The sequence below is a fragment of the Priestia sp. 10L35 genome (assembly GCF_056395685.1).
On the sequence record NZ_JBFTKA010000002.1, the window covers coordinates 954,734 to 974,184 of the forward strand.

At 33.3% G+C, this 19,451-nt stretch carries 18 protein-coding genes; 3 read left to right on the plus strand and 15 right to left on the minus strand.

All coding sequences use genetic code 11. From position 1 onward, the window contains the following. Positions 1 to 429 precede the first annotated feature (429 nt). Positions 430 to 1,014, minus strand: coding sequence for a DUF4030 domain-containing protein (locus AC1DEF_RS10835; protein ID WP_097823714.1), 585 nt, complete (start codon positions 1,012 to 1,014; stop codon positions 430 to 432). A gap of 614 nt (positions 1,015 to 1,628) precedes the next feature. Here AC1DEF_RS10835 and AC1DEF_RS10840 point away from each other — a divergent pair. After that, on the plus strand, positions 1,629 to 1,862 hold the full coding sequence (locus AC1DEF_RS10840; protein ID WP_097823715.1) for a hypothetical protein: 234 nt from the start codon (positions 1,629 to 1,631) through the stop codon (positions 1,860 to 1,862). A gap of 611 nt (positions 1,863 to 2,473) precedes the next feature. Here AC1DEF_RS10840 and AC1DEF_RS10845 read toward each other — a convergent pair. The 3 genes from AC1DEF_RS10845 to AC1DEF_RS10855 form a co-directional block, all read right to left on the minus strand. Further along, positions 2,474 to 2,749: a hypothetical protein gene (locus AC1DEF_RS10845; protein WP_097823717.1), complete on the minus strand. Its 276-nt coding sequence runs from the start codon at positions 2,747 to 2,749 to the stop codon at positions 2,474 to 2,476. A gap of 240 nt (positions 2,750 to 2,989) precedes the next feature. Further along, positions 2,990 to 4,753: a dihydroxyacetone kinase subunit DhaK gene (gene dhaK, locus AC1DEF_RS10850; protein WP_097823718.1), complete on the minus strand. Its 1,764-nt coding sequence runs from the start codon at positions 4,751 to 4,753 to the stop codon at positions 2,990 to 2,992. A 1-nt stretch (position 4,754) separates the two neighbouring features. Next, positions 4,755 to 5,888: a glycerol dehydrogenase gene (locus tag AC1DEF_RS10855; protein WP_097823719.1), complete on the minus strand. Its 1,134-nt coding sequence runs from the start codon at positions 5,886 to 5,888 to the stop codon at positions 4,755 to 4,757. A 326-nt stretch (positions 5,889 to 6,214) separates the two neighbouring features. Here AC1DEF_RS10855 and AC1DEF_RS10860 point away from each other — a divergent pair, with 326 nt between their 5' ends. Beyond that, a complete protein-coding gene (locus tag AC1DEF_RS10860) occupies positions 6,215 to 7,243 on the plus strand; it encodes a PocR ligand-binding domain-containing protein (RefSeq protein WP_176521280.1) in 1,029 nt (342 codons plus the stop codon). 770 nt (positions 7,244 to 8,013) lie between these two features. Here the strand turns inward: AC1DEF_RS10860 and AC1DEF_RS10865 are convergent. Then, on the minus strand, positions 8,014 to 8,493 hold the full coding sequence (locus tag AC1DEF_RS10865; RefSeq protein ID WP_097823721.1) for a hypothetical protein: 480 nt from the start codon (positions 8,491 to 8,493) through the stop codon (positions 8,014 to 8,016). Positions 8,494 to 8,792: 299 nt separating this feature from the next. Between AC1DEF_RS10865 and AC1DEF_RS10870 the strand changes: the two genes are divergently transcribed. Beyond that, positions 8,793 to 8,909 (plus strand): DUF5412 family protein, encoded by a 117-nt coding sequence (locus tag AC1DEF_RS10870; protein WP_176521233.1) that lies wholly within the window; start codon positions 8,793 to 8,795, stop codon positions 8,907 to 8,909. 47 nt (positions 8,910 to 8,956) lie between these two features. Here AC1DEF_RS10870 and yfmH read toward each other — a convergent pair whose 3' ends face one another. The 10 genes from yfmH to AC1DEF_RS10920 form a co-directional block, all read right to left on the minus strand. Further along, complete coding sequence (yfmH, locus tag AC1DEF_RS10875; protein ID WP_097823722.1) at positions 8,957 to 10,219, minus strand: EF-P 5-aminopentanol modification-associated protein YfmH; 1,263 nt, start codon at positions 10,217 to 10,219, stop codon at positions 8,957 to 8,959. Further along, positions 10,197 to 11,498, minus strand: coding sequence for an EF-P 5-aminopentanol modification-associated protein YfmF (gene yfmF / locus AC1DEF_RS10880; RefSeq protein WP_097823723.1), 1,302 nt, complete (start codon positions 11,496 to 11,498; stop codon positions 10,197 to 10,199). Before yfmF ends, yfmH begins: the two co-directional genes overlap by 23 nt. Then, positions 11,495 to 12,775: an MFS transporter gene (locus tag AC1DEF_RS10885; protein WP_176521235.1), complete on the minus strand. Its 1,281-nt coding sequence runs from the start codon at positions 12,773 to 12,775 to the stop codon at positions 11,495 to 11,497. The genes yfmF and AC1DEF_RS10885 overlap by 4 nt, the downstream gene beginning before the upstream one ends. A 49-nt stretch (positions 12,776 to 12,824) precedes the next feature. After that, positions 12,825 to 14,006, minus strand: a complete 1,182-nt coding sequence (locus AC1DEF_RS10890; protein ID WP_097823725.1) for an aKG-HExxH-type peptide beta-hydroxylase — start codon at positions 14,004 to 14,006, stop codon at positions 12,825 to 12,827. Positions 14,007 to 14,024: 18 nt separating this feature from the next. Further along, entirely contained in the window at positions 14,025 to 14,837 is an 813-nt protein-coding gene (locus AC1DEF_RS10895; protein ID WP_097823726.1) for a multinuclear nonheme iron-dependent oxidase, read from the minus strand. Positions 14,838 to 14,864: 27 nt separating this feature from the next. After that, entirely contained in the window at positions 14,865 to 16,619 is a 1,755-nt protein-coding gene (gene asnB / locus AC1DEF_RS10900; RefSeq protein WP_176521237.1) for an asparagine synthase (glutamine-hydrolyzing), read from the minus strand. 114 nt (positions 16,620 to 16,733) lie between these two features. Further along, on the minus strand, positions 16,734 to 16,877 hold the full coding sequence (locus tag AC1DEF_RS10905; protein WP_176521239.1) for a hypothetical protein: 144 nt from the start codon (positions 16,875 to 16,877) through the stop codon (positions 16,734 to 16,736). Positions 16,878 to 16,927: 50 nt separating this feature from the next. Next, a complete protein-coding gene (locus AC1DEF_RS10910; protein ID WP_097823728.1) occupies positions 16,928 to 17,716 on the minus strand; it encodes a hypothetical protein in 789 nt (262 codons plus the stop codon). A gap of 13 nt (positions 17,717 to 17,729) precedes the next feature. Next, positions 17,730 to 18,497, minus strand: a complete 768-nt coding sequence (locus AC1DEF_RS10915) for a hypothetical protein (RefSeq protein WP_097823729.1) — start codon at positions 18,495 to 18,497, stop codon at positions 17,730 to 17,732. A gap of 694 nt (positions 18,498 to 19,191) precedes the next feature. After that, complete coding sequence (locus AC1DEF_RS10920; RefSeq protein ID WP_011106165.1) at positions 19,192 to 19,416, minus strand: hypothetical protein; 225 nt, start codon at positions 19,414 to 19,416, stop codon at positions 19,192 to 19,194. Between the last annotated feature and the right edge of the window lie 35 nt (positions 19,417 to 19,451).

Genomic DNA, 19,451 nt, shown 5'->3' on the forward strand with positions numbered 1-19,451 from the left:
TAAAGAAGATTTAATGGAAGAAGATGAATTGCTTAAAAATTCTCTTAAATAATAAAGCAAATGTAAAAAGAGGCTTTTACTTACACAAAGTAAAAGCCTCTTTTTACGCGTTTCTCTTGTTATATATGTTTTTAATAAAATATTATTAGATTCCTGTTCTTAGATATAAAAAACTTCTATATTTCCCTTTTTTGTAACTTATAACTGCAAAAAAATACATATTAAAGGTTAATATATACCCCGATAAAACCCAGAAGATAATGTAGAACTATCTATTAAAATCAAAAAAGGGCTATAGTTAGCTCTTTTTTGATTTTAATAACATATACAATATCTAAAACTGATTAACATAAAACGATTTTATAGGAATAAATAAAGCCTCAAGAAGTGTTACATACTTCTTGAGGCTTTATTGTAGTTATGTATTCTTTAACTTATTACTTGGTCATCTTGGTCATAGATAACGATTTTGTAAGAATCACCTTTAGAACGTTCCTTTATTTCTTTAGTTTGAAGAAAAGTATTTACTTCTCTTTTAATTTTTTCACTATACTCTTGAGAGCTGTCATCAGATTTACTGATAGGAGTAACAATAGCAACTGTAACAGGTTGTTTTAACGTAACCTCAGTCTTTTTATATGTTACATCTTTGTATTCTTTATTTTCTTGTAAATGTGCAAGAGCTTCACTTTCAATATCCAGCCAGCGCTTCTCTTTTTCTACTTGTTTAACATTTCTCTCACGAACGTTAACTTTATAGGCGTTCAAACCGTTCTCTTTTAATTGACGTTTAATATCTGCTTTTACCTTGTTTACATCTTCAGTATCCTCTACCTCGACTTTTACATCTTTTGAGTCTGAACCAACACTTAGAACGGCATATTTATCAGATACATCCCTAAGAATAGCATCTAAATCCTTATCTTTGGTGTTTGAAGTTGTATCAGCGTTCTGACAAGCTCCAAGTAATAATGCGAAACAACTAAGAAATACAATATTTTTTATTAATTTCATTCTTTTCTCTCCTTATAGATTTGATTGTTCTGTCTTAAACGAACCATACAATTATTTCATAAAATAGAAAAAAATAAAAATAAAATTTTTGTTTATAAGTGAATATCATATACATCGCTAGTTTATATAAACACTCTTCCAGAACCCATAATAAAAAAGAACTCTTGATACAGGACAGAGGACTTCACCCCGTTTTTGAGACAGGGATCAAAACACCTTTTATACATATTCTCTCCTCTCTTAAAATAGTATTTTTAGGAAAAATATGATATTGTTTACATACGGTTATATTTTGGTACTTTATAATTGTGAATTCTGATAAAAAGCTACCTCGCTTGCCAATGCCGGGGGAGCTTTTTATTTTTGCTACAATTCTTCGAAAGGAGTATTTGATGTTATTAAAAACGCTGGTTACAGCAATTATTGGAGGTATTCTTTTTCCTTTGTCAACAAAATTATTTATGAAAAAAAAGACCGCTAACAAGGACATAAGTTATATTACAATGAGTTTGTCATTCGCTATTATCTTCTTTATTATGCTTCTATTTACAAAAACCTTCACTTAAAAAGAGCAGAAGATCTAAATATTTTCAGTCTATTGAGGAGTTTTTCAAATGAGTAATCACAAAAAAACTAAGAATAAAAAAAATATAATTTTAGGTATTATATATGGTCTAATTGTAATATTTGTATATGCATTTAATTTACCTCTACAGATAGCTTTATCTATACTTACTCTTGTCATAATCTTTGAACTTGTAACTTCAATAAAAGAAGATGACAAAGCTAAGAATGTTATAAACATTATTACTCTATATTTATTTATACTTGGAATTGTTTTTCTCTAACTAATACTTACTAAAAAATAATAATAAAAACAGAACGAAGACTTCTTATAAATTAAGAAGTCTTCGTTCTGTTTGATCTTTCCAACTCTTGTTCCTTGCGTTTATCGTGCTTTTGAATATCTCCAACATGTTTTAATTCAATATTGATATTGTCTGATATAGATAGTTCAAAAGGGTACAGCCTTTTGGACGCAAGAAAAACGAATGAGAAAACGTCTATTTGTCGTCACCTAGAGTAAATAGTAAAACTATGTTTTTTAGAATAAAGTTTATATATTTACTCTTTCATGCGAAATAAGTTTTTACTGTATTTTTGATTAAATTTATCTTATCAATCTTTAATAACTTCCCTTGGTTTCTTCTGACTAAATCGAAGCATATACTTTTAAAATAGTTCTCATCTATTTCATTTGGTTTGTTATCTATTGAACTATAAAAACCAGTTAATCCATTAGGAAAATGCATTAAGTAAATAACTCCTTTCAAAATGCTTAGATACATGTATTTTAAATCTATAAAGCATTCAATTCTAGCTACCATAATGTCGTTTTCTAGAAAATAAAAAGCTGAAAGAGCCCCATCGTTGGTCTTTCAGCTTTTACTTGTATTAACTAAGTCAATATCCAAGGAACGTAACATATAAATACCGTTTCTTCTAATTCTGGTCGTGCAGTAGCTTCTTCATGAAAAAAGTAACCATGTTTATATACTAAACCTATCCTTTTCTCGCTTAAAAAATTAAGTATTCCACCTGCTTCTTTATTTCTCCAAAGATGTAATTCCTCATTTTTTAAATAATCAACTATTAAATTTTTAGAAATGTCTTCTTCAGAAAATAAAATAACTGTATCTAAACTTTCAATTAGATATCTATTTACTAACCGCATTGCTTCAATACTATTATCAAATTTGTAGTCCCACTTATAAGCCCCTACTTTGGATGCTGGCTCATACTTAGCTAAAAACCATTTGTTATTTACATTTTTATCTTTGAAATACCATTGGTTAACGAGATTGTAAAAGATCGTCCTTAGTGACCCATAAAAAATTCCCCTCCACGTACAGTGTCATCCTCACTCTTAAAGAGTAATTTTTTCACACTATATTTAGAGGGGTAATACCAAATTTTACTTATTTTCTCGCATTACTTGAGCTACTTCAGTAAAAATTACGCCTAAGCCATGTGCACCTGCGTCCGGATAACCAAGACTTCTTTCTCCAACCGTACCAGCACGTCCCATACGTGCAACAATCTGTTCGGTTGATTTTGCTCCTTCAACAGCAGCTTCTGCTGCTTTGACAAGAGCATGTTTCATGCTTTCACCTTCAGCAGCACTTGATGTTAACGTATCTGCATAAGGTACTAAGGCATCGATTAAAGTTTTATCTCCCACAACAGCTCCACGTCCAAAAGAACGTTCTCCTGTTGCTTGAATTCCTTTTACAGACGCTTGGATCATTTCAGCAAATTCTGTTAAATTCAGTTCGGTTTTAGATTCGGCGTTCTTTCCAGCCGCGCGAAATGCTGATCCCCAAATAGGGCCTGATGCTCCGCCACAGTGCTCCATGATAACAATAGAACACGCCTCTAAGAAGTTTCCAATATCATTTGATTTATTTTCGAGAATTTCGTGCCATTCAGCTTTCAGCTGTTTGAACCCTTTAGCAACACTCATACCAAAGTCTCCGTCACCAGCATGGGAATCTAATTCACAGAATGGTATTTCATTTCTAATAATACATTCACTCATTTGGTCAACCATAAAAATAATATTATTCAACGTCAATCGATTTTCGGTTACTACGGAATATTCTTTGTTGGTTTGCACCTCATAGGACACTTTCGGGGCCTCCGCGGTACCGATGATTTCATTATAAGTGACAGCTGGTACTTCACCTTTGATTTTTAGCGCAGGAGTATCGCACTCTTCAGATAGGAGACTCTTTAAGTGTTCATCTAATTTCATAATTGAAATAGAAGCACCGGCCATATCGATGGCTGTCATATAGTTTCCGACAAACGTTCTTGCAATCGTTACGTTTCTACGTGACAATTCACGAATGACAGAATGATTTAATAAATATAGTTCTTGAAGAGGTGTGCTTCCAAATCCATTAATTAGGACAGCCACTTCTCCTTTTCCATCTTCTATCCCTACTTCTTTTAATAATGAAGTTACCGTACGCTCTGCGAGTTCGTCTGCTGAAATAATTTTTTCACGACGGATACCAGGTTCTCCATGAATACCAACGCCAAACTCCATCTCATCTTCTGCAATCTCGAAAGTAGGAGTTCCTTTAGCAGGAACTGTGCAGGAAGTTAGTCCAAAGCCAATGCTTTTAACATTCGCAATAGCGTTTTCTGCTGCCTCTTTCACTTTTGGTAGATCATAGCCGCGTTCTGCTGCAGCACCTGCTATTTTATGAACAAGAACAGTACCAGCTACTCCGCGTCTTCCAACTGTATATAAACTGTCCTGTACAGCAATATCATCATCTACTTTTACATAATCCACTTGAATTCCATCTTCTTCTGCTAGATAAGCAGCATTCTTGAAATTCATCATGTCACCACTGTAGTTCTTAATCACTAGTAAAGTTCCCTTATCGCTAGCTGTTTCTTTAATGGCTTGATAAATCTGTATTTGAGAAGGTGAAGCAAATACATCACCACAAACTGCTGCATCTAACATGCCCTTTCCTACATATCCAGCGTGAGCAGGTTCATGTCCACTTCCGCCCCCGCTAATTATACTTACTTTACTTTTATTAATTTGGTCTTTTTTAATGACTTTATATTTTTCAATTAAATTCAGTTCAGGATGTGCTAGAACCATCCCTTTACACATCTCAAGTACAACATCTTCCGGTTTATTAATAATTTTTTTCATTTTATATCAACCTCTTCTTATAATCATTTCCAATTTGATCTGCTGCAAGAATAGCTGCAGCTACTGACTCTGGATTAACAGGGAATGGCATAGAATAGATAGATTCCTCTGGAATACAAGCTTTATTAGCTACTTCCATTAACTCTTCTTGTGTAATTTGTTCCACTCCAATATCAGCGAGACAAACTGGAAGTCCTACTGCTAAACAGAAATCTAACACTTCTTCTATTTCCTCAGTTGGCGCATTTTCCAATACCAATTGTGCTAATGTACCAAAAGCTACTTTTTCACCGTGGAAGTAATGGTGCGCACTTTCTAAAAGAGTAAGCCCATCATGAATCGCATGTGCTCCAGCTAATCCACCACTTTCAAACCCTAATCCTGATAATAAGATATTGGCTTCAATAATGTTTTCTAAGGCTGGAGTAACAACATTATGATCGCTTGCAGCTTTTGCTTTAACCCCGTCCTCTAATAGAGTGTTGTAGCAATGTTCTGCTAACACTAATGCTGCATTTGTACCTTTTGCTGGTGAACATAAGTCCTCACGTACTCCACAAGGTAATCCAGCATTTACATTAGAGAAAGAACGTGCTGTTGCTCTTGCTTCGAAATAAGTGGATAACGCATCCCCCATACCAGATACTAAGAATCTAGTAGGTGCATTAGCAATGACTGTTGTATCAATTAATACAACACTTGGGCTTTGCTTAAAGTATGCGTAATCATCGAAAGCACCCTCTGGTGTATAGATAACTGCGGAATGACTTGTAGGTGCATCCGTAGCAGCGATTGTTGGGACGATAATTAATCCCTCTCCCTCAGCCACACATTTTGCTGTATCAATTGCCTTACCGCCACCTAAACCAATTGTACAATCACAGTTGTTTTCTTTCGCTATTTCCTGCAATCTAGAAATTTCTGGTCTTGAACATTCGCCATTGAATCCGCCTTCAAAAAATGTAATACCATATTTTTCTGCTGTTGCATCTAATTTGTCTTGTACACGTTTAATATCTTCAGGATGTGCTATTAAAAGTGCAGAAGTACCAAATGTTTTCACAAAATAACCTAAATTTAAAATTTCATCTTCACCTTGAATATATTTTGAAGGACTAATAAATGCTTTTCTCATAAATAAAACCTCCTAATTAACTTTGTAATCCCTTACAATCGGAATTTTACTATCTTTTGTATAAGATTACATTAGTCTTAAGTGACGAGTTTTTACAACTTTTTATCGTATTTTTTTGCTCTCTTCATTTAATATGGTATTATTATGACATTATTTCAGGTAAAAATACTACTAAGTTCACGTTGAAAAGAGGTTACCTTTATCGCTGAACAATCTTTTATTTTACGAACTCAGGAATAAAATAAAGATATTCTCAAATAGGTAATCCAAACTACCGCACGGAAAGTAGAAGCAAGGGAGATAAAACATCATTGAAAACTACTTACATGAATTTAGATAAAATACTAGATTTAAAGAAATGGCGAAACCTTCAAGATTCGCTTGCGCTTGTTACAAAATTAGCGATTGTCACGGTTAACTATAAAGGAGTGCCCATTTCTCAACACAGTGGTGTACGTCCGTTTTGTGAGACTATGCGTAAAGATCCTAATACAGCAAAGCTTTGTGAAAAGTGCGATGCGCGGGGAGGATTAGAGGCAGTCAGAACCAATGCTCCTTATATCTATTTATGTCACTGGAATATTATCGATATTGCCATTCCCATTATAATTGATGATAAATATGTAGGTGCCATCATGGCGGGAGAAGTGAAAATTAAGGACAGTGACAAACATCCTCCCTTGGAACAAATGCTTACTGTTCCATCAAAGGGATTTGAACAAAATTTAAATAATAATGAGGAAATACAGCGTCTATATGATTCTATTCCTACTCTATCCTATACAGAAATTAACGACGCTGCTCAAATGTTATATAGGCTTTGTAACTACATTGTAGAGGAAGCTATGAATAAAAACTTAATTTTAGAAGTATATGAAAAGATGGCTCCAGTAAAAGAGGACCTTTCTACTGAAGACATTTCTTACGGTTATTCTCTAGATAATATTCAAAATATAAAAAAGGAATTAGCCAACACAGTTACTAATGCTTACGTAAAAACGTCTATTAACGATCACTTAGTTTGTAAAAACAAAGTATTACAGCCAGCCTTTGACTACATTTATAAGCATAAAAGAGAAAAAATATCTCAACAAAAGATGGCTGATTTATGTCACATTAGTACAGGTTATTTCAGCCGTGTATTTACCAAAGAAACGGGTATGAATTTTTCTGTTTTTATTTCTCTCAAAAAAATAGAGTGGTCTAAACAATTATTAGAAGAAACGGATTTGTCTATTGCACAGATTAGCGATGAATTGGGTTTTAACGATCCCGGGTATTACATCAAGACATTTAAAAAATATGAAAATATAACTCCTAACGTCTATCGGAAATATTATCAAGAAAAGCTGTAGAATTTTCAGTCCTGATGTAAGAAATATATATAACTTTTCCATACTGATACTATTACTCTAAAAAGGGATACTCTCAGTATGGAAAAGCAAAATCTCTTTAAGTGGAAACACGATTGATTTTTATCTGAGTAAAATAAGAAATAAACAAGCAGCATATTAAATAAACAAATTTTTTATTTACTCCATAGTTTTAATAAAGTAGTTTAATCATTTACTTCTCATTAACAATAACGTTTATTACGTGTAGATGCTAATAGCTAGCCCTTATTTATTCAATGCAAATACTATAGATCATGTAACAGTGGTCGGTTGAAAAAAAATTTCGCCCCTACCATATCCTATTTCTTTAATTTTTGTTTTGATGTAGTTTTATCTGATGAAATAAAAAGGGAACTTCCTGGTTAGCAGGTGTTCCCTTTTTTATATGAAACATAATAATCATTTATCCAAGAAAATAAGATTACGAAATCTGTACTTCAATTAAAGCTATCCTGTTTATCTTCACTTTCAGATGGAGGACATCTTGCGATTTTTTGTCTATTTCATAAAAAAATAAATCACGAGCACCTCCTATATAACCATCTACCCCTTACCTACTGCAGTAAGAGCTCCTTGTTATTTTTTGAGTAGACAGGTAAGTTTACTGCAGTAGCTGCAATCATAGTATCTAAAGAATTACAAATTGATTACTAATCAGTGTCTATTTCAGTACCGTTGCCGCGTTAATATACGTTGTGGATGTACAGTTTTAATTAGCCACTTTTCCTTTGTTAATCCGGATTACACGTTATCTTTCCATATCTCAATGCATCATAGATAGCTCGCCCATCACTTAAACTCGTTTCTGAATATTCAAAGGGTAAGAGCGAGAAAACAATATAATAAATAGAGAAATAAACAAATTGGTAAGAGAAGAGATTCTTTGAGAGAACACCCCACATAATTAAACCATACACAAGAAGTATAGACGCTAAATTAGCTATGGTACCTCCAGCATAAACACAAGCATGAGTAAACCGATTATCATACTTTAATTTTTCGTAAATACAAAAGGAGTGCAAAAAATAAATAGATTTTATTTTAATTTTTTTCCACCTAAAAATCGTTCTCCCTTGTCCAATGGTAAAATCGACATTTCCTCCTAAAATAATAGCCATAAGTGAGTGGCCCAGCTGGTGAATAACAGACACAAGTGGAATGACAATTAAAAAAGAAAATAATAATTTCGGCATATCACTCCATCCAAACATACCTGTCTCCCCTTCATGCTAAAATAATCTTACATTTGATATTCCACATTTTCGTCTATCAAAACCGGTATTTTTATGAGGGCTATATAAGAGAACGGTGCGTTTCTATGTTTTGTGTTTATGTTTCTATTAGGTTAACTAAATAATTAAACCGGACCTTCTTTACAATAAAAAGAGCTACCTCCAAATAGAAAAAGGTAGCTTGCTCTACTCAAGAAAAAAATTACATACGTTAATCTGGTTTAAAAAATTTAAGTATTTTAACATGATAAAAATATAAATAAAGCGCTTTCGTTCTTTTGTTCTATTCATTTAATTCACCAAATAATACATATAAAGTAGAGCTTTACAGAGCCAATGATGGTGCTACTATGAGTTATACTCTTAGAGGAGAAGTCAGTAATAATAAAAATTAAACACCTCTATTTCTATTTAGTTTTTAACATATAACGGAAACACATAATTAATATTTTATAGGATATATAAAAGAACATTTTTTTTCTTCTGTTAAATGTTCTAAAAGCCTATTTTGAACTTCGTTAATATCTATTGCTTCTAAAATTGGAATAATATCAAAAAAATCTAAATCGTTAACTAAATAACCAGCTACATTTCGACAGAGTTTACTTGGTGAATCAAATAATTCTAGTACTCTACCAATAATCTTATAACGGGCTCTTTGAAAATTTAACTCCTCTAACCCATAGTTCTTGATTTTCTGGACAGTTTTATCCCACTCATTAATTATTAGATCAGATCTTTTAGAAACGCCACCTAATGCTGAGTAGGCATAAGAAAGGCTAGCTTCATACGACCAAAAAAAGTATTTTCCAATTAACTCTTCATTATATAGTTTTTGGTATAGAAGAGAGCTTTTTCCTGAAATCGATTCCAAACCTACCTTAGTTAGGTAATCATGTTTTAACAATTTGCTTTTCGTTAAAAATTCTGTACTGTCCCTGTATCCCCAAAAAAGTTGAGGCTGTGAAATAGGCATCTTTGTTTCTAAAAAAGGACTTCCTATAGTAATTTTATTATCTATTTCTTTTATAGTTACTGATTTTTTATCCTGATGAATATTTACATTTTGAACTACATTAAAAATAACTTCGGGCTCTATATCTCCAATTACTACCAGTTTCATATTTTCAGTTCTATAATATGCTTTATAAAATAACTCAAGGTTAGCTTCATTTATTTGGGCGATACTCGATATTGTACCTAACACCGGGGTGCCCAGAGAATGATGTTCGCCATAAAACAGTTTTAACAAATTAAAAAAACCATTGTTACGTGCGTTATCAGTGGACATTCGAATTTCTTGTTCAATAACCTTTCTTTCCTTATCTATAATTTTTTTCGAAAAAGATAAATTATTGACAAATTCAAGTAACGTCTTTAAATTTCTAGGTATTTCTTCAGTACAAGAAACCGTATAAGAAGTTATATCAAATGTGGTAAATGCATTAATAGAGGCTCCACCCGCAGCAAATTGATTTAAGATATCTTTTCCATCCTTTTTGTAAAACATAATGTGTTCTAAAAAATGCGCTATTCCCTTAGGAACAATCTGAACTTTAGAACCCGTTTGTAATTGTAAGTCACTGTTAAATGAACCACATTTCACTAACAACATCATATACACTTCATTAAATCCTGGTTTTTGAATTACATTGATATCTAAATTATTAATATTAATTGATTTAACAGAAGGTGTAATTATCATCTTTACTCTCTCCCTTATTACCTAATAGATATAATGTACAACCTTCTAACTTTTGAGCTGCACTTATAATTTCAGTCAGAGTAACTTCCTGTACAGCTAAAAGCATTTCTTCCATAGTACGAACTCGTCCACTTACTATACCATTTTGATGAAAGTCTATTAAACTTGCAACAGAATCTAATGATAACTTATATATGTTACACAACCCTTTAATCGTGAGCTCTATCTCTTCTTCTGATACTACACCCTTTTTAATTAACTCTATTTGTTCCGTAATAATCATATTTGACTTCTCTAATGTATCCGGCTTAATGCTAGATTGTATATACATTATTCCTTTTAGTGCATCTAATGAGCTTGATACAAAATACGCAAGTCCATATTCTTTTCTTAAATTAACAAAAAGTTTTGAATGGGGAAACCCACCCAAAATTCTATTACAGAGAACAAGTGAAGGATAATCATCGCTTGAAAACATTACCCCTCCTGTACTATATCCAACATTCACTAATAATTGACTTAAGGAGAACTTTTCGTAAGTGTGATTCTTTGCAGATATCCGCAAAGGAGAAGGAGGTTCCAGTTTATACTTTTTATTTGACTCATTTAGTTTGCTAATCTCTTTTCCAAACCTTGATATTAATTCATCTACTATACAGTTTGGTTCTATATTACCCACAACATAAATATGTAAAGGTGAGCTTTGAATAATTTGGTTATAGAGCTCAAATAATGTTTTTGACGTCCATCTATCGATATCCTTTAGGTAACCTAAATGTGGAATACTGTACAATTGTCCCTCTGTCATCTTGCTTAGGCACCGTTCGATTGAATAAGTAACTTTATTATTTAATCTGTTAATTATACGACTAAAATGCTGTTGTTTTTCATTCTCAACAGAATCCACTGAAAAAGTCGGCTTAAATAAAACGTCAGATAAGATAGTAATAACCTCACTTACCACTGATTTTTCATGATAAACGTTAAATGGGTTTGGGAAGGTGACTGAAAGACCCAGTATTTGCTTTTCCCCTTTCTTTTCAACTGATGCTTGTAGCTTAGCACCGTATAACCTATCTAGGATCAACTGTAGGCTTTGATTGTTTAGATAACTATTAGATCCCTGTAACAAAATATGAGGTATCATAGCAGCCCCTGTAACTACTTCCTTATCAAGATCCAAATATACACGTACAGCAATTGTAGTTAATACGTATTTTTCAGTTGGTAGAACATGTATCGCCATTGGGCCCTTCTCAAAAGTCTGAAACTGTTTCATGACATGGTCTCCTTCTCATTTAGCTTAAGTCGACGACCATTAACAAACCATCCTATAATCCAAACAATACTTAGGATTGTAAAAGGTAATGCAGATAACCATAAAAGACTTCGAACATTCACAAAATGGTTAAGCTGAGGTAAAATACCCGTTAAGGTAATAAATAAAATTCCATCTAATGCATCTGCCAAAGCTATGACCTTTCCACGATTAATACTAGAAGTAAGTTGTAATTCTACTTCTAAAAGGTTAGAAGGTAAAAATAGAGCGACCCAAATCATTAAATAGCATATTGGTCCGAATATAATAGGTGATAGTGAAAGTCCTATAGTACATAAAGACATTATTAATAACGGTATCGCATAACCATAAGGTACTCGTTGTAACCTAATAAATCTATCCCTCCAGGAAACCGTAAAGTAAGAGCCCAATAACATTCCTATTGATGCAATTAATCTATAAAGTCCATAATACTTTTCTCCATTCTCCACAGTTGCATTTAAAAGTGGTACAAGTAGAACATCGGTAAGACTTAAACATCCCCAAACCAAAAACGACCCAAAAACTAAATATTTCAGTGTTTGATGACCCCATAAATAAGAAAAACTTGCAGCTAATCCTTTTTTATTCAGTAATCTCTGTTCTTCATTAGAAGAAGGCTCCCCTTCTGAATTATCTTCGTCCACATTTTCTGTTGGCAATGAAATCCAAGCTATAATTCCCGCAATGAAAAAGGTAAGTGCATTGAATGCTAGTAGCCACACGACTCCACCAGTTAGCAAACCGACTGCAGCAAAAAGAGCTCCAATTACTCTTGCCAAACTATTTAAAACCCCCATAAATCCGTTGGCAAGTGGTAATTGATCCTTTTTAACAAGTCCTGGTATACTAGCTGATAGAGCTGGACGATACGGTAAATCTACAATTCCCATTAAAAGAGACATGATTAAAATTATTGATGTATTTTCAGAATTTATGGCCATTAAAGAACTAAATATAGCCAGAAGAATGTTAATTATAGTGGTAATATATCGACGAGAATAACGATCAGCAATACTACCAGCAAGTGAAAACAAAACAAATTGAGGTGCAAAGCGAATAAGTAGAAATGCGCTATAAACTATTATTGATTGAGTTAATGTAAAGACATAAGCAGCCAAAGCTATTCCTTGAGCCATATTTCCGAGTGAAGAAATAGCTTCCGAAACGCTGACTAACGCAAAGTTTCTTTGCTTGAAAAGAGGTTTAAATTTAGTGAATGGTAATTTAAGCGACAACAAAAAACCCCCTAAAAAAACTAATAGTTCATTTCATATTTGAGAAATGTTAACTAGTAAGATTTTGTTCCATCTCTTTTACTAATGAAATACCTTCGGAAGTTAGATTAGCATTTTCAGTTATAATTAATAGTCCCTTTTCTAATTCTTTAGTTATTCTATCTATTTCTTTTAATGCAATAGTTTTAAAAGGACTATTGTCCTTAGTTAAAAAACGATAAAACTTTAAAAGACGAGAATGTACGAAGCATCCATGATAAATACCATAAAGGGGCCTCAATTCGTCACGCCACGGTGAAGGATAGATAGCCTTCATATCATCAATTAAATGTGGACGAGCACACATCAAAGTATTTAGCCTGATATGACTTGCTTCATGAATAAGCCATTCTGCAGCATTAATCAAAGGTCGTTTCAAATGGGAGGCAAAAATAACACCATGTACACGAAAATCTGAAAAGAAAGGCAACCCTGGTGGTTTAAAAAATACAATATGTTTTACATTTTCTTTTATTTCAGTATGCATTTCTGGCCAACAAGTTTCTACCAACTCTAATGCTTCAGTAAAAAGTACAGAAATATCCTCTGATATTTCCTCGATTAATTCCATTTTATCCATCCGCAACTCAGACGGTGTAATTATATCTAGGTAACTGCTAGTCCATAAAGTTTGATTACAAAAAAAAGGATAATAATCTATCGTATTCCCTAATTCCCTACTTTTCCATGACTTATAGAACGTATCATTTGTTATAAAGAGAGTATCTTCTTTAATAGATATGTTAACTGCTGATAATCCTGAAAAATCGACATTAAGTTTTTTCTTATTATTCAAGTTTAAATTGTTAACCAGTTCGTTACTTATTAAGCAAGTGAAAGGAGGAATTTCAGGAACTATATTGAATTTCAACCAAATATTTATGCATAGATAAATGAATCCTTTAAATCTCCATTCATCTTGCTTTTCACAATTTTTTTCTAATACTGTTTTTGCATTCTCAATCCATAGATATACTGATGGATGGTTTAAAATAATATCTCTACCTCTTGTATCAAGATTGGTCAAAGATTTAAGTGCATTGGATAACCAAGGTACGTCATATTTTTCATTGGATTGGTTAATTAACTCCAATGCTTTATAATTTCTCAATGCTAAAAGCTGCCGATGCAAGTCTTCTGTTACTTGTTTTGATTGAGGTTCTAAATATTGAGATTGCTCAAGGTTAATCACTTTTTCCCCTCCCAAATATTAAACAGATAAAGCTTTTAAACGTTCAGTAACTTTTTTTACTGTATTGCAATAAGCATCTAATGGTGTATTCTTTCCCAGTTCCACAGTGATTCCTCTTATTCCAGTGAATCGTTCCAAACAAGTTTTTAACTGCTCCCAACGGTCGTCGAAAGTAATGTTAAGCCTTTTTGATACACCATCTGCTCCGATATGGAGTTCACATACCTGTGCTCCATCCAGAAAATCTAGAATTTTTTCGAAAGAAACATTAAAGGCATTTGCGGTTGCAAATGTATGTGGAATGTCAAGAATGATTGGTACACCAGCTTCCATTGAAATATTTCTCAATAATTTATAATCTTCAAATACGTCTTGCCCACCCCATGCGTGATAACGGGGACCTAGCTCAATTACAAAAGGTACACCAAATTCTTCTTGATAATTCCTAATTCTTTCTACGATCCTCGCTTGTAGTCCATCTTCATGAATAGGGGCTAGTATATAACCAAATTGTACTCCGGTGGTAGTGCCTAAAATAGACAAGTGCTCACCAATCCATTTGGCATTGAGTGTTTTAGCTTGATAAAATACATCCTTAATAAGTTTGCTTGTAGGCGAACAAAGGTCTGCAAGTGGTAGTGTACTGCAATGGGCAATTTTAGGGAAATCCTCTGGTACATTCTTAATCGATGTTGGTAAATGTACTTCTAAATAATTATGATTGGGATCCAATTCGTTCTTGATAAAATCAATATATTCTGGACTATCTACCCAAGCAACCCCAACCCCCAGAAATTTATCCTCAATTTTAAGATTATTTTCGAGTTTCATAGAATTTAGCCCCTTTTTTATAAAGTTTCAAATGTCAACTTTCAATCTGTTTATGTCACACCAGAGTGCGAATGAAAATAAATACCATAGTGAGCTTGCTGAATCATACAAATAAGCCGAAGGTTTATCTACTAATAGTGATGATTCATCCTGAAAAAAGCCTTTTAGATGATCCTGATTAATAAATTCTCTAAATTGTCCTTCAGATAGCAAATTATATATACTATTCGCTAACTCACCATGTTTAGCCCACACAAATACTGGATGTGGAAAGCCACACTTTGGACGATTTAGTATTTCAGTTGGTATTCGATTAATACCAAGGCTCCGAAAAACATTTTTCTCTGTATCAGGTGGGGCAGATAAGGCAGTATTTATAAACTCTTGATCTAATAAGGGCACTCTACACTCTACTGAGGAAGCCATTGTTCCTAAATCCACCCTCGGTAATGCATCAGCCTCCAAGTGAAATAAACCAAACAACCTAATTGATTCAGGAAGACTAAACCCTTGCTGTTGAAAATTTTCTATCAAATCTTTACGTTTTAAAAAACTCTTAAGTTGAACTTTATCCCAAAGCAACGGATCAATTTGAATAAAGTGGGGCATTGTTGCTGGACGCATCCATTGATCAAAATGATTTATTGTTTCAGAGTGCAACCACTCATAACTCCCAAATATTTCATCACTTCCAGTACCTGTTACCACTATTCTAATATTTTCTCTGGCTGCTGCTTCCCCTAGCTCATGGTATGCGACAATTGTAGGATCCATCGAAAAACCGTCTTGTCGAGAAAGAGCTGTAGGTAATACTTCCATGAAACGTTTTTCAGTTAGCTCTAATTCATGTAGTGGCACAGATAGTTTTTTACAAACATGTCTACTAAATGGTATTTCTGAGTAAGAGTATGCTCCTGTTTGTTCATATCTCAATGAAAATGCTTCTATGTTTGCTCCTTGATGTACTAATTCTGCTAAAACTGTACTTGAATCCACTCCCCCAGATAAAAACATCCCCATTTTTTGATTGAATTCTATATTACTTTTTATTGTGGTTATAAACTTTTCCTCAAGTTCATCAAGCGAACCTGACGGATTAGGAATATGTTCAAAAAGATGTAGGCATTTTGGTTTCATTCTTGCATTAAGTGCAAGAACCTCACCAGGGGATATTTTTTTTATAGAATTAATTAAAGTTTCTGGTTCAAGTAAAGTGTCCCGATACATCATATACTCCACCACTTTATGCGATGAAATAGTAAGTGGGTCTTTTAAATTACGAAGCATTCCACAAATTGTTTGGAACTCAGAGGCGTAGATAAATGATCCAGCTTTTGTTTCTGCCCAATACAGTGGCTTGATACCAGGGAAATCCCTGGTTAAATACAATGTTTTTGTTAAAGTATCCCATGCAGCTATCGCAAACATTCCCTGTAATTTTGTTAAGACACCCCAACCTTTTGCATCCAGAGCTGTTGCTATTGTTTCTGTATCACTCTCAGTTCGCCAAGAGTAATCCTCACCCAGCATTGTTCTCAAGGAATCGTGATTATTCAATTCTCCATTGAAAGTTATAATCCATCTTCCAGTGAAGGATACAAATGGCTGGTGGGCTTTTTCACGTTTATCACGTATAGACAAACGTACGGCCCCTAAAACAGCTTCTCCATCCTCCTTAGTTTCTAGATTATCTGGACCCCTGTGTATCATTTTATGTAAAGCTTCCAGTACAACTGGAAGCCCTTCTCTTTCATTTCCTAAAAACCCAGCGATTCCACACATGAAATAACCCATCCTATCTGTTATTAATTTACACATGAGCAATGCATAACGCGCTTGTAGTGAAGTGACTCCTATTCCATTTTCAGGTTTTTAAGACAATATAAATTAGTAACTTTAATTATCTACTCGTGGTCCCAATAACGGTCCTATAATTGCATCTGATAAGCCACCGTTTGTATCTGCTTCAAAAAATCCAGGAGCTACTAGCTCCTGTAATTCATTTAACGTTAGTTCTTTTTCGTTTTTATCTTTTTCCATGTTTAACACTCCCTCTTAATGTATTTCACTACAGGCGCGTTATGCAGTACTCACGGATGTTTTAGAAGCCTACTCTCCAGCTCACTTGGATCCTCACATAGGGCTCTAAGTCCTAAAGCTGTATTTAATATTTTTCTTTCCCTCTCCGTAAGACTTCCTATTTCACGTCCATTAGAAAAGGATTGAAGAAACATAAAAATCTCTTCTGTTAGACGGAAATTACGTCCAGTAGGAGAAATCATGTAATAGACGTCAGATGGGGATTCCAGTATTTCTTTCCCCTCCCAAATATTAAGTACATCGTTTTTTACAGACATTAAGGTAGCCGCAGGGGATATATATAATTTATCTTCCATACCAGATGGTTGTTTACTAGGTAGATGGTATGCAGCTTTAAAAATTGCGTATTCCAATTCCGCAAGCTCAAGAACTTTTTTTAATAACACTTCACTTTGTGAACGTAAAAAATAAATAAATGGTGTTGCTTTTTCAATACCACGTCCATAACCTAATGGATGTGGTAAACTATATTCCGCCTCCCAAAGAAAATTACTTGAAAGGAACGTTTGAAAAATTACATCGTCTACAAACTCCTCATTATCTCCTAAATACAAAAATGTTTTTTGGTATATCGGTTTTACTTGTGCTAAAATTTGTAGCCAGCGACCTCGACGTTCAGCATGAAGAGCTGCTATATTTACATCAAGTAGGCTTTCATCTCCGATTAATTTAACCATTTGTTGAAAAGGTCCATTTTTTATCTCTGGACTCCAACAAGGATCAATACTCATTCTAATAAGCAAATCTTGCTTCGCTATAGGCTTTAATAGGGTATTCATTTAATCACTTCCTTTAAGTCGTTAATAATAATAGATCCTTCTCTATTTGTTCATTACTAGAAAGTCTATCAGTCATCACTAGTAATCTTCTTTCAGGATCTTGTAGTCTATCCCAAAGATCCCATACCACCCCATCAACTTGTTCACAAGCACAAGGAATCGTTGCATTTTTTGAATTTCTTATGGCACTAGCCCAACATAAATCGATAGAAATATTTCCATCTAACTTATTTAATATTTCCGTTTTATAAACATCTCCCCAATTATGAATATCAGATGCTAGAATTCCTAGATCTATTGAAATTGGGATATCAAAAGAAGAAAGAGCTCCAATTAGTTCATCATAAAATGTCATTGGGGGCAGTCCTAATTGCCTTACCGGGTGAAGAGCAATTGGGACATTTATATTTTTGTGGTTTACAGACAACCATTCTTTTAACTCATCAACAGCTGAATTCCAATTATATTGAACCCCTCCAGGGTCCATATAATTATTTGATATCCCCCAATAACCTAGTTTTAAAATTATACTTTTAGCTTGGATCTTCTCTATTTCCTTTAAATAATCATCCGTAAAAGCTTGATTAGAGGACACTGGAAGAAGTAAATTTGTTTGTATTCCAAACTCTTCATTCAAAACTTCAATTGCTTCCTTTGCACGACTTGTAAACGTATTACTAAGTAAAACTGAATCAATATCGTAATTTGCAATTAATCTAGCTTGCTCCAAGATCACTGAAGAATCTTCCAAATAGACAATCTTTTCTTTTGCTTTTTTCAACTAGATTCCTCCGAATCATCAAAGGGTCAATTTTTTTAAATTTTCACATTTTTCAGTATATTATAAGTTTCCTTTTATTTCAAAAGTTTTTTGTATTTTTTATCTTTTTTGTATAAATAAGGAATATATACCTGTTATTTGTTATTAAATGTAAAAAAATAAACTTATATACTATATTTTTCAGGGGCAAACAAAAATATTTAAAGAATTTAAATGAATGATAAAGAGAGAAGTTTTTTATCTAAAAGAAATGTCCATAGATGTATAACTAAAAACGTTTGTAAAAGTGCACGAATTTCAGAAGACGTTCGTAATTTTTTTTATAACTTAAGCGAACGATAAAGATGATAGATTTCTTAAGAAAAAGAAAAGTCCTTAAAGGTATACTTTTACGGTCGGTACGTTCAATTTTCTTCAAAAGTTATAGAGGTAAAGTCTAGAATTTTATTTGTAACTTTTTAACGCTGTATAAATAAAAAGTAAATTACTCCTTCTGATCATTTGTAAAATTAGAACATTTCCCTCTATAATTATTGATAATTTTTAAATTGCAGAATATAATAATAACAAGAGTTTACCACAGGAAACTTTTTAGCGTACGGTAAATAAGCGTTTCATCATTTAAAAATGATTCCCTCATTATGAATAAAAAGAGTGAGAGTTAGCCTGGAACTATCCCTCACTCTTTTTATCATTATTTTACTTGTAATTCAGCAATCATATCTTCTAGACGCTCTTTCTGTGCTTGAAGCTCTTCCATAGAAGGTTGATAAGATGAAATAGTTTGTTGTCCACCATATGCCTGTTTAGGTTGAACCAAACGTTGTAATTGCCCACCGTTTTGTTCATATAAACGGTAGCCTACTGCGCCTACCACTGTTCCTGATACAAATCCCATTAGAAAATCGCGATTAATCATTATAAAACTCCCCCATAATCCTAAGTTTTTTATAT

What these genes read in the sequence shown, in the direction of transcription:
- AC1DEF_RS10905 (WP_176521239.1), bottom strand. Translation starts at nt 16,877, where the DNA reads ATGGAAAAAGATAAAAACGAAAAAGAACTAACGTTAAATGAATTACAG.
- AC1DEF_RS10895 (WP_097823726.1), bottom strand. Translation starts at nt 14,837, where the DNA reads ATGAAACTCGAAAATAATCTTAAAATTGAGGATAAATTTCTGGGGGTT.
- asnB (WP_176521237.1), bottom strand. Translation starts at nt 16,619, where the DNA reads ATGTGTGGAATCGCTGGGTTTTTAGGAAATGAAAGAGAAGGGCTTCCA.
- AC1DEF_RS10835 (WP_097823714.1), bottom strand. Translation starts at nt 1,014, where the DNA reads ATGAAATTAATAAAAAATATTGTATTTCTTAGTTGTTTCGCATTATTA.
- AC1DEF_RS10860 (WP_176521280.1), top strand. Translation starts at nt 6,215, where the DNA reads ATGAATTTAGATAAAATACTAGATTTAAAGAAATGGCGAAACCTTCAA.
- AC1DEF_RS10855 (WP_097823719.1), bottom strand. Translation starts at nt 5,888, where the DNA reads ATGAGAAAAGCATTTATTAGTCCTTCAAAATATATTCAAGGTGAAGAT.
- AC1DEF_RS10910 (WP_097823728.1), bottom strand. Translation starts at nt 17,716, where the DNA reads ATGAATACCCTATTAAAGCCTATAGCGAAGCAAGATTTGCTTATTAGA.
- AC1DEF_RS10920 (WP_011106165.1), bottom strand. Translation starts at nt 19,416, where the DNA reads ATGATTAATCGCGATTTTCTAATGGGATTTGTATCAGGAACAGTGGTA.
- AC1DEF_RS10845 (WP_097823717.1), bottom strand. Translation starts at nt 2,749, where the DNA reads ATGCGGTTAGTAAATAGATATCTAATTGAAAGTTTAGATACAGTTATT.
- AC1DEF_RS10840 (WP_097823715.1), top strand. Translation starts at nt 1,629, where the DNA reads ATGAGTAATCACAAAAAAACTAAGAATAAAAAAAATATAATTTTAGGT.
- yfmF (WP_097823723.1), bottom strand. Translation starts at nt 11,498, where the DNA reads ATGAAACAGTTTCAGACTTTTGAGAAGGGCCCAATGGCGATACATGTT.
- yfmH (WP_097823722.1), bottom strand. Translation starts at nt 10,219, where the DNA reads ATGATAATTACACCTTCTGTTAAATCAATTAATATTAATAATTTAGAT.
- dhaK (WP_097823718.1), bottom strand. Translation starts at nt 4,753, where the DNA reads ATGAAAAAAATTATTAATAAACCGGAAGATGTTGTACTTGAGATGTGT.
- AC1DEF_RS10865 (WP_097823721.1), bottom strand. Translation starts at nt 8,493, where the DNA reads ATGTTTGGATGGAGTGATATGCCGAAATTATTATTTTCTTTTTTAATT.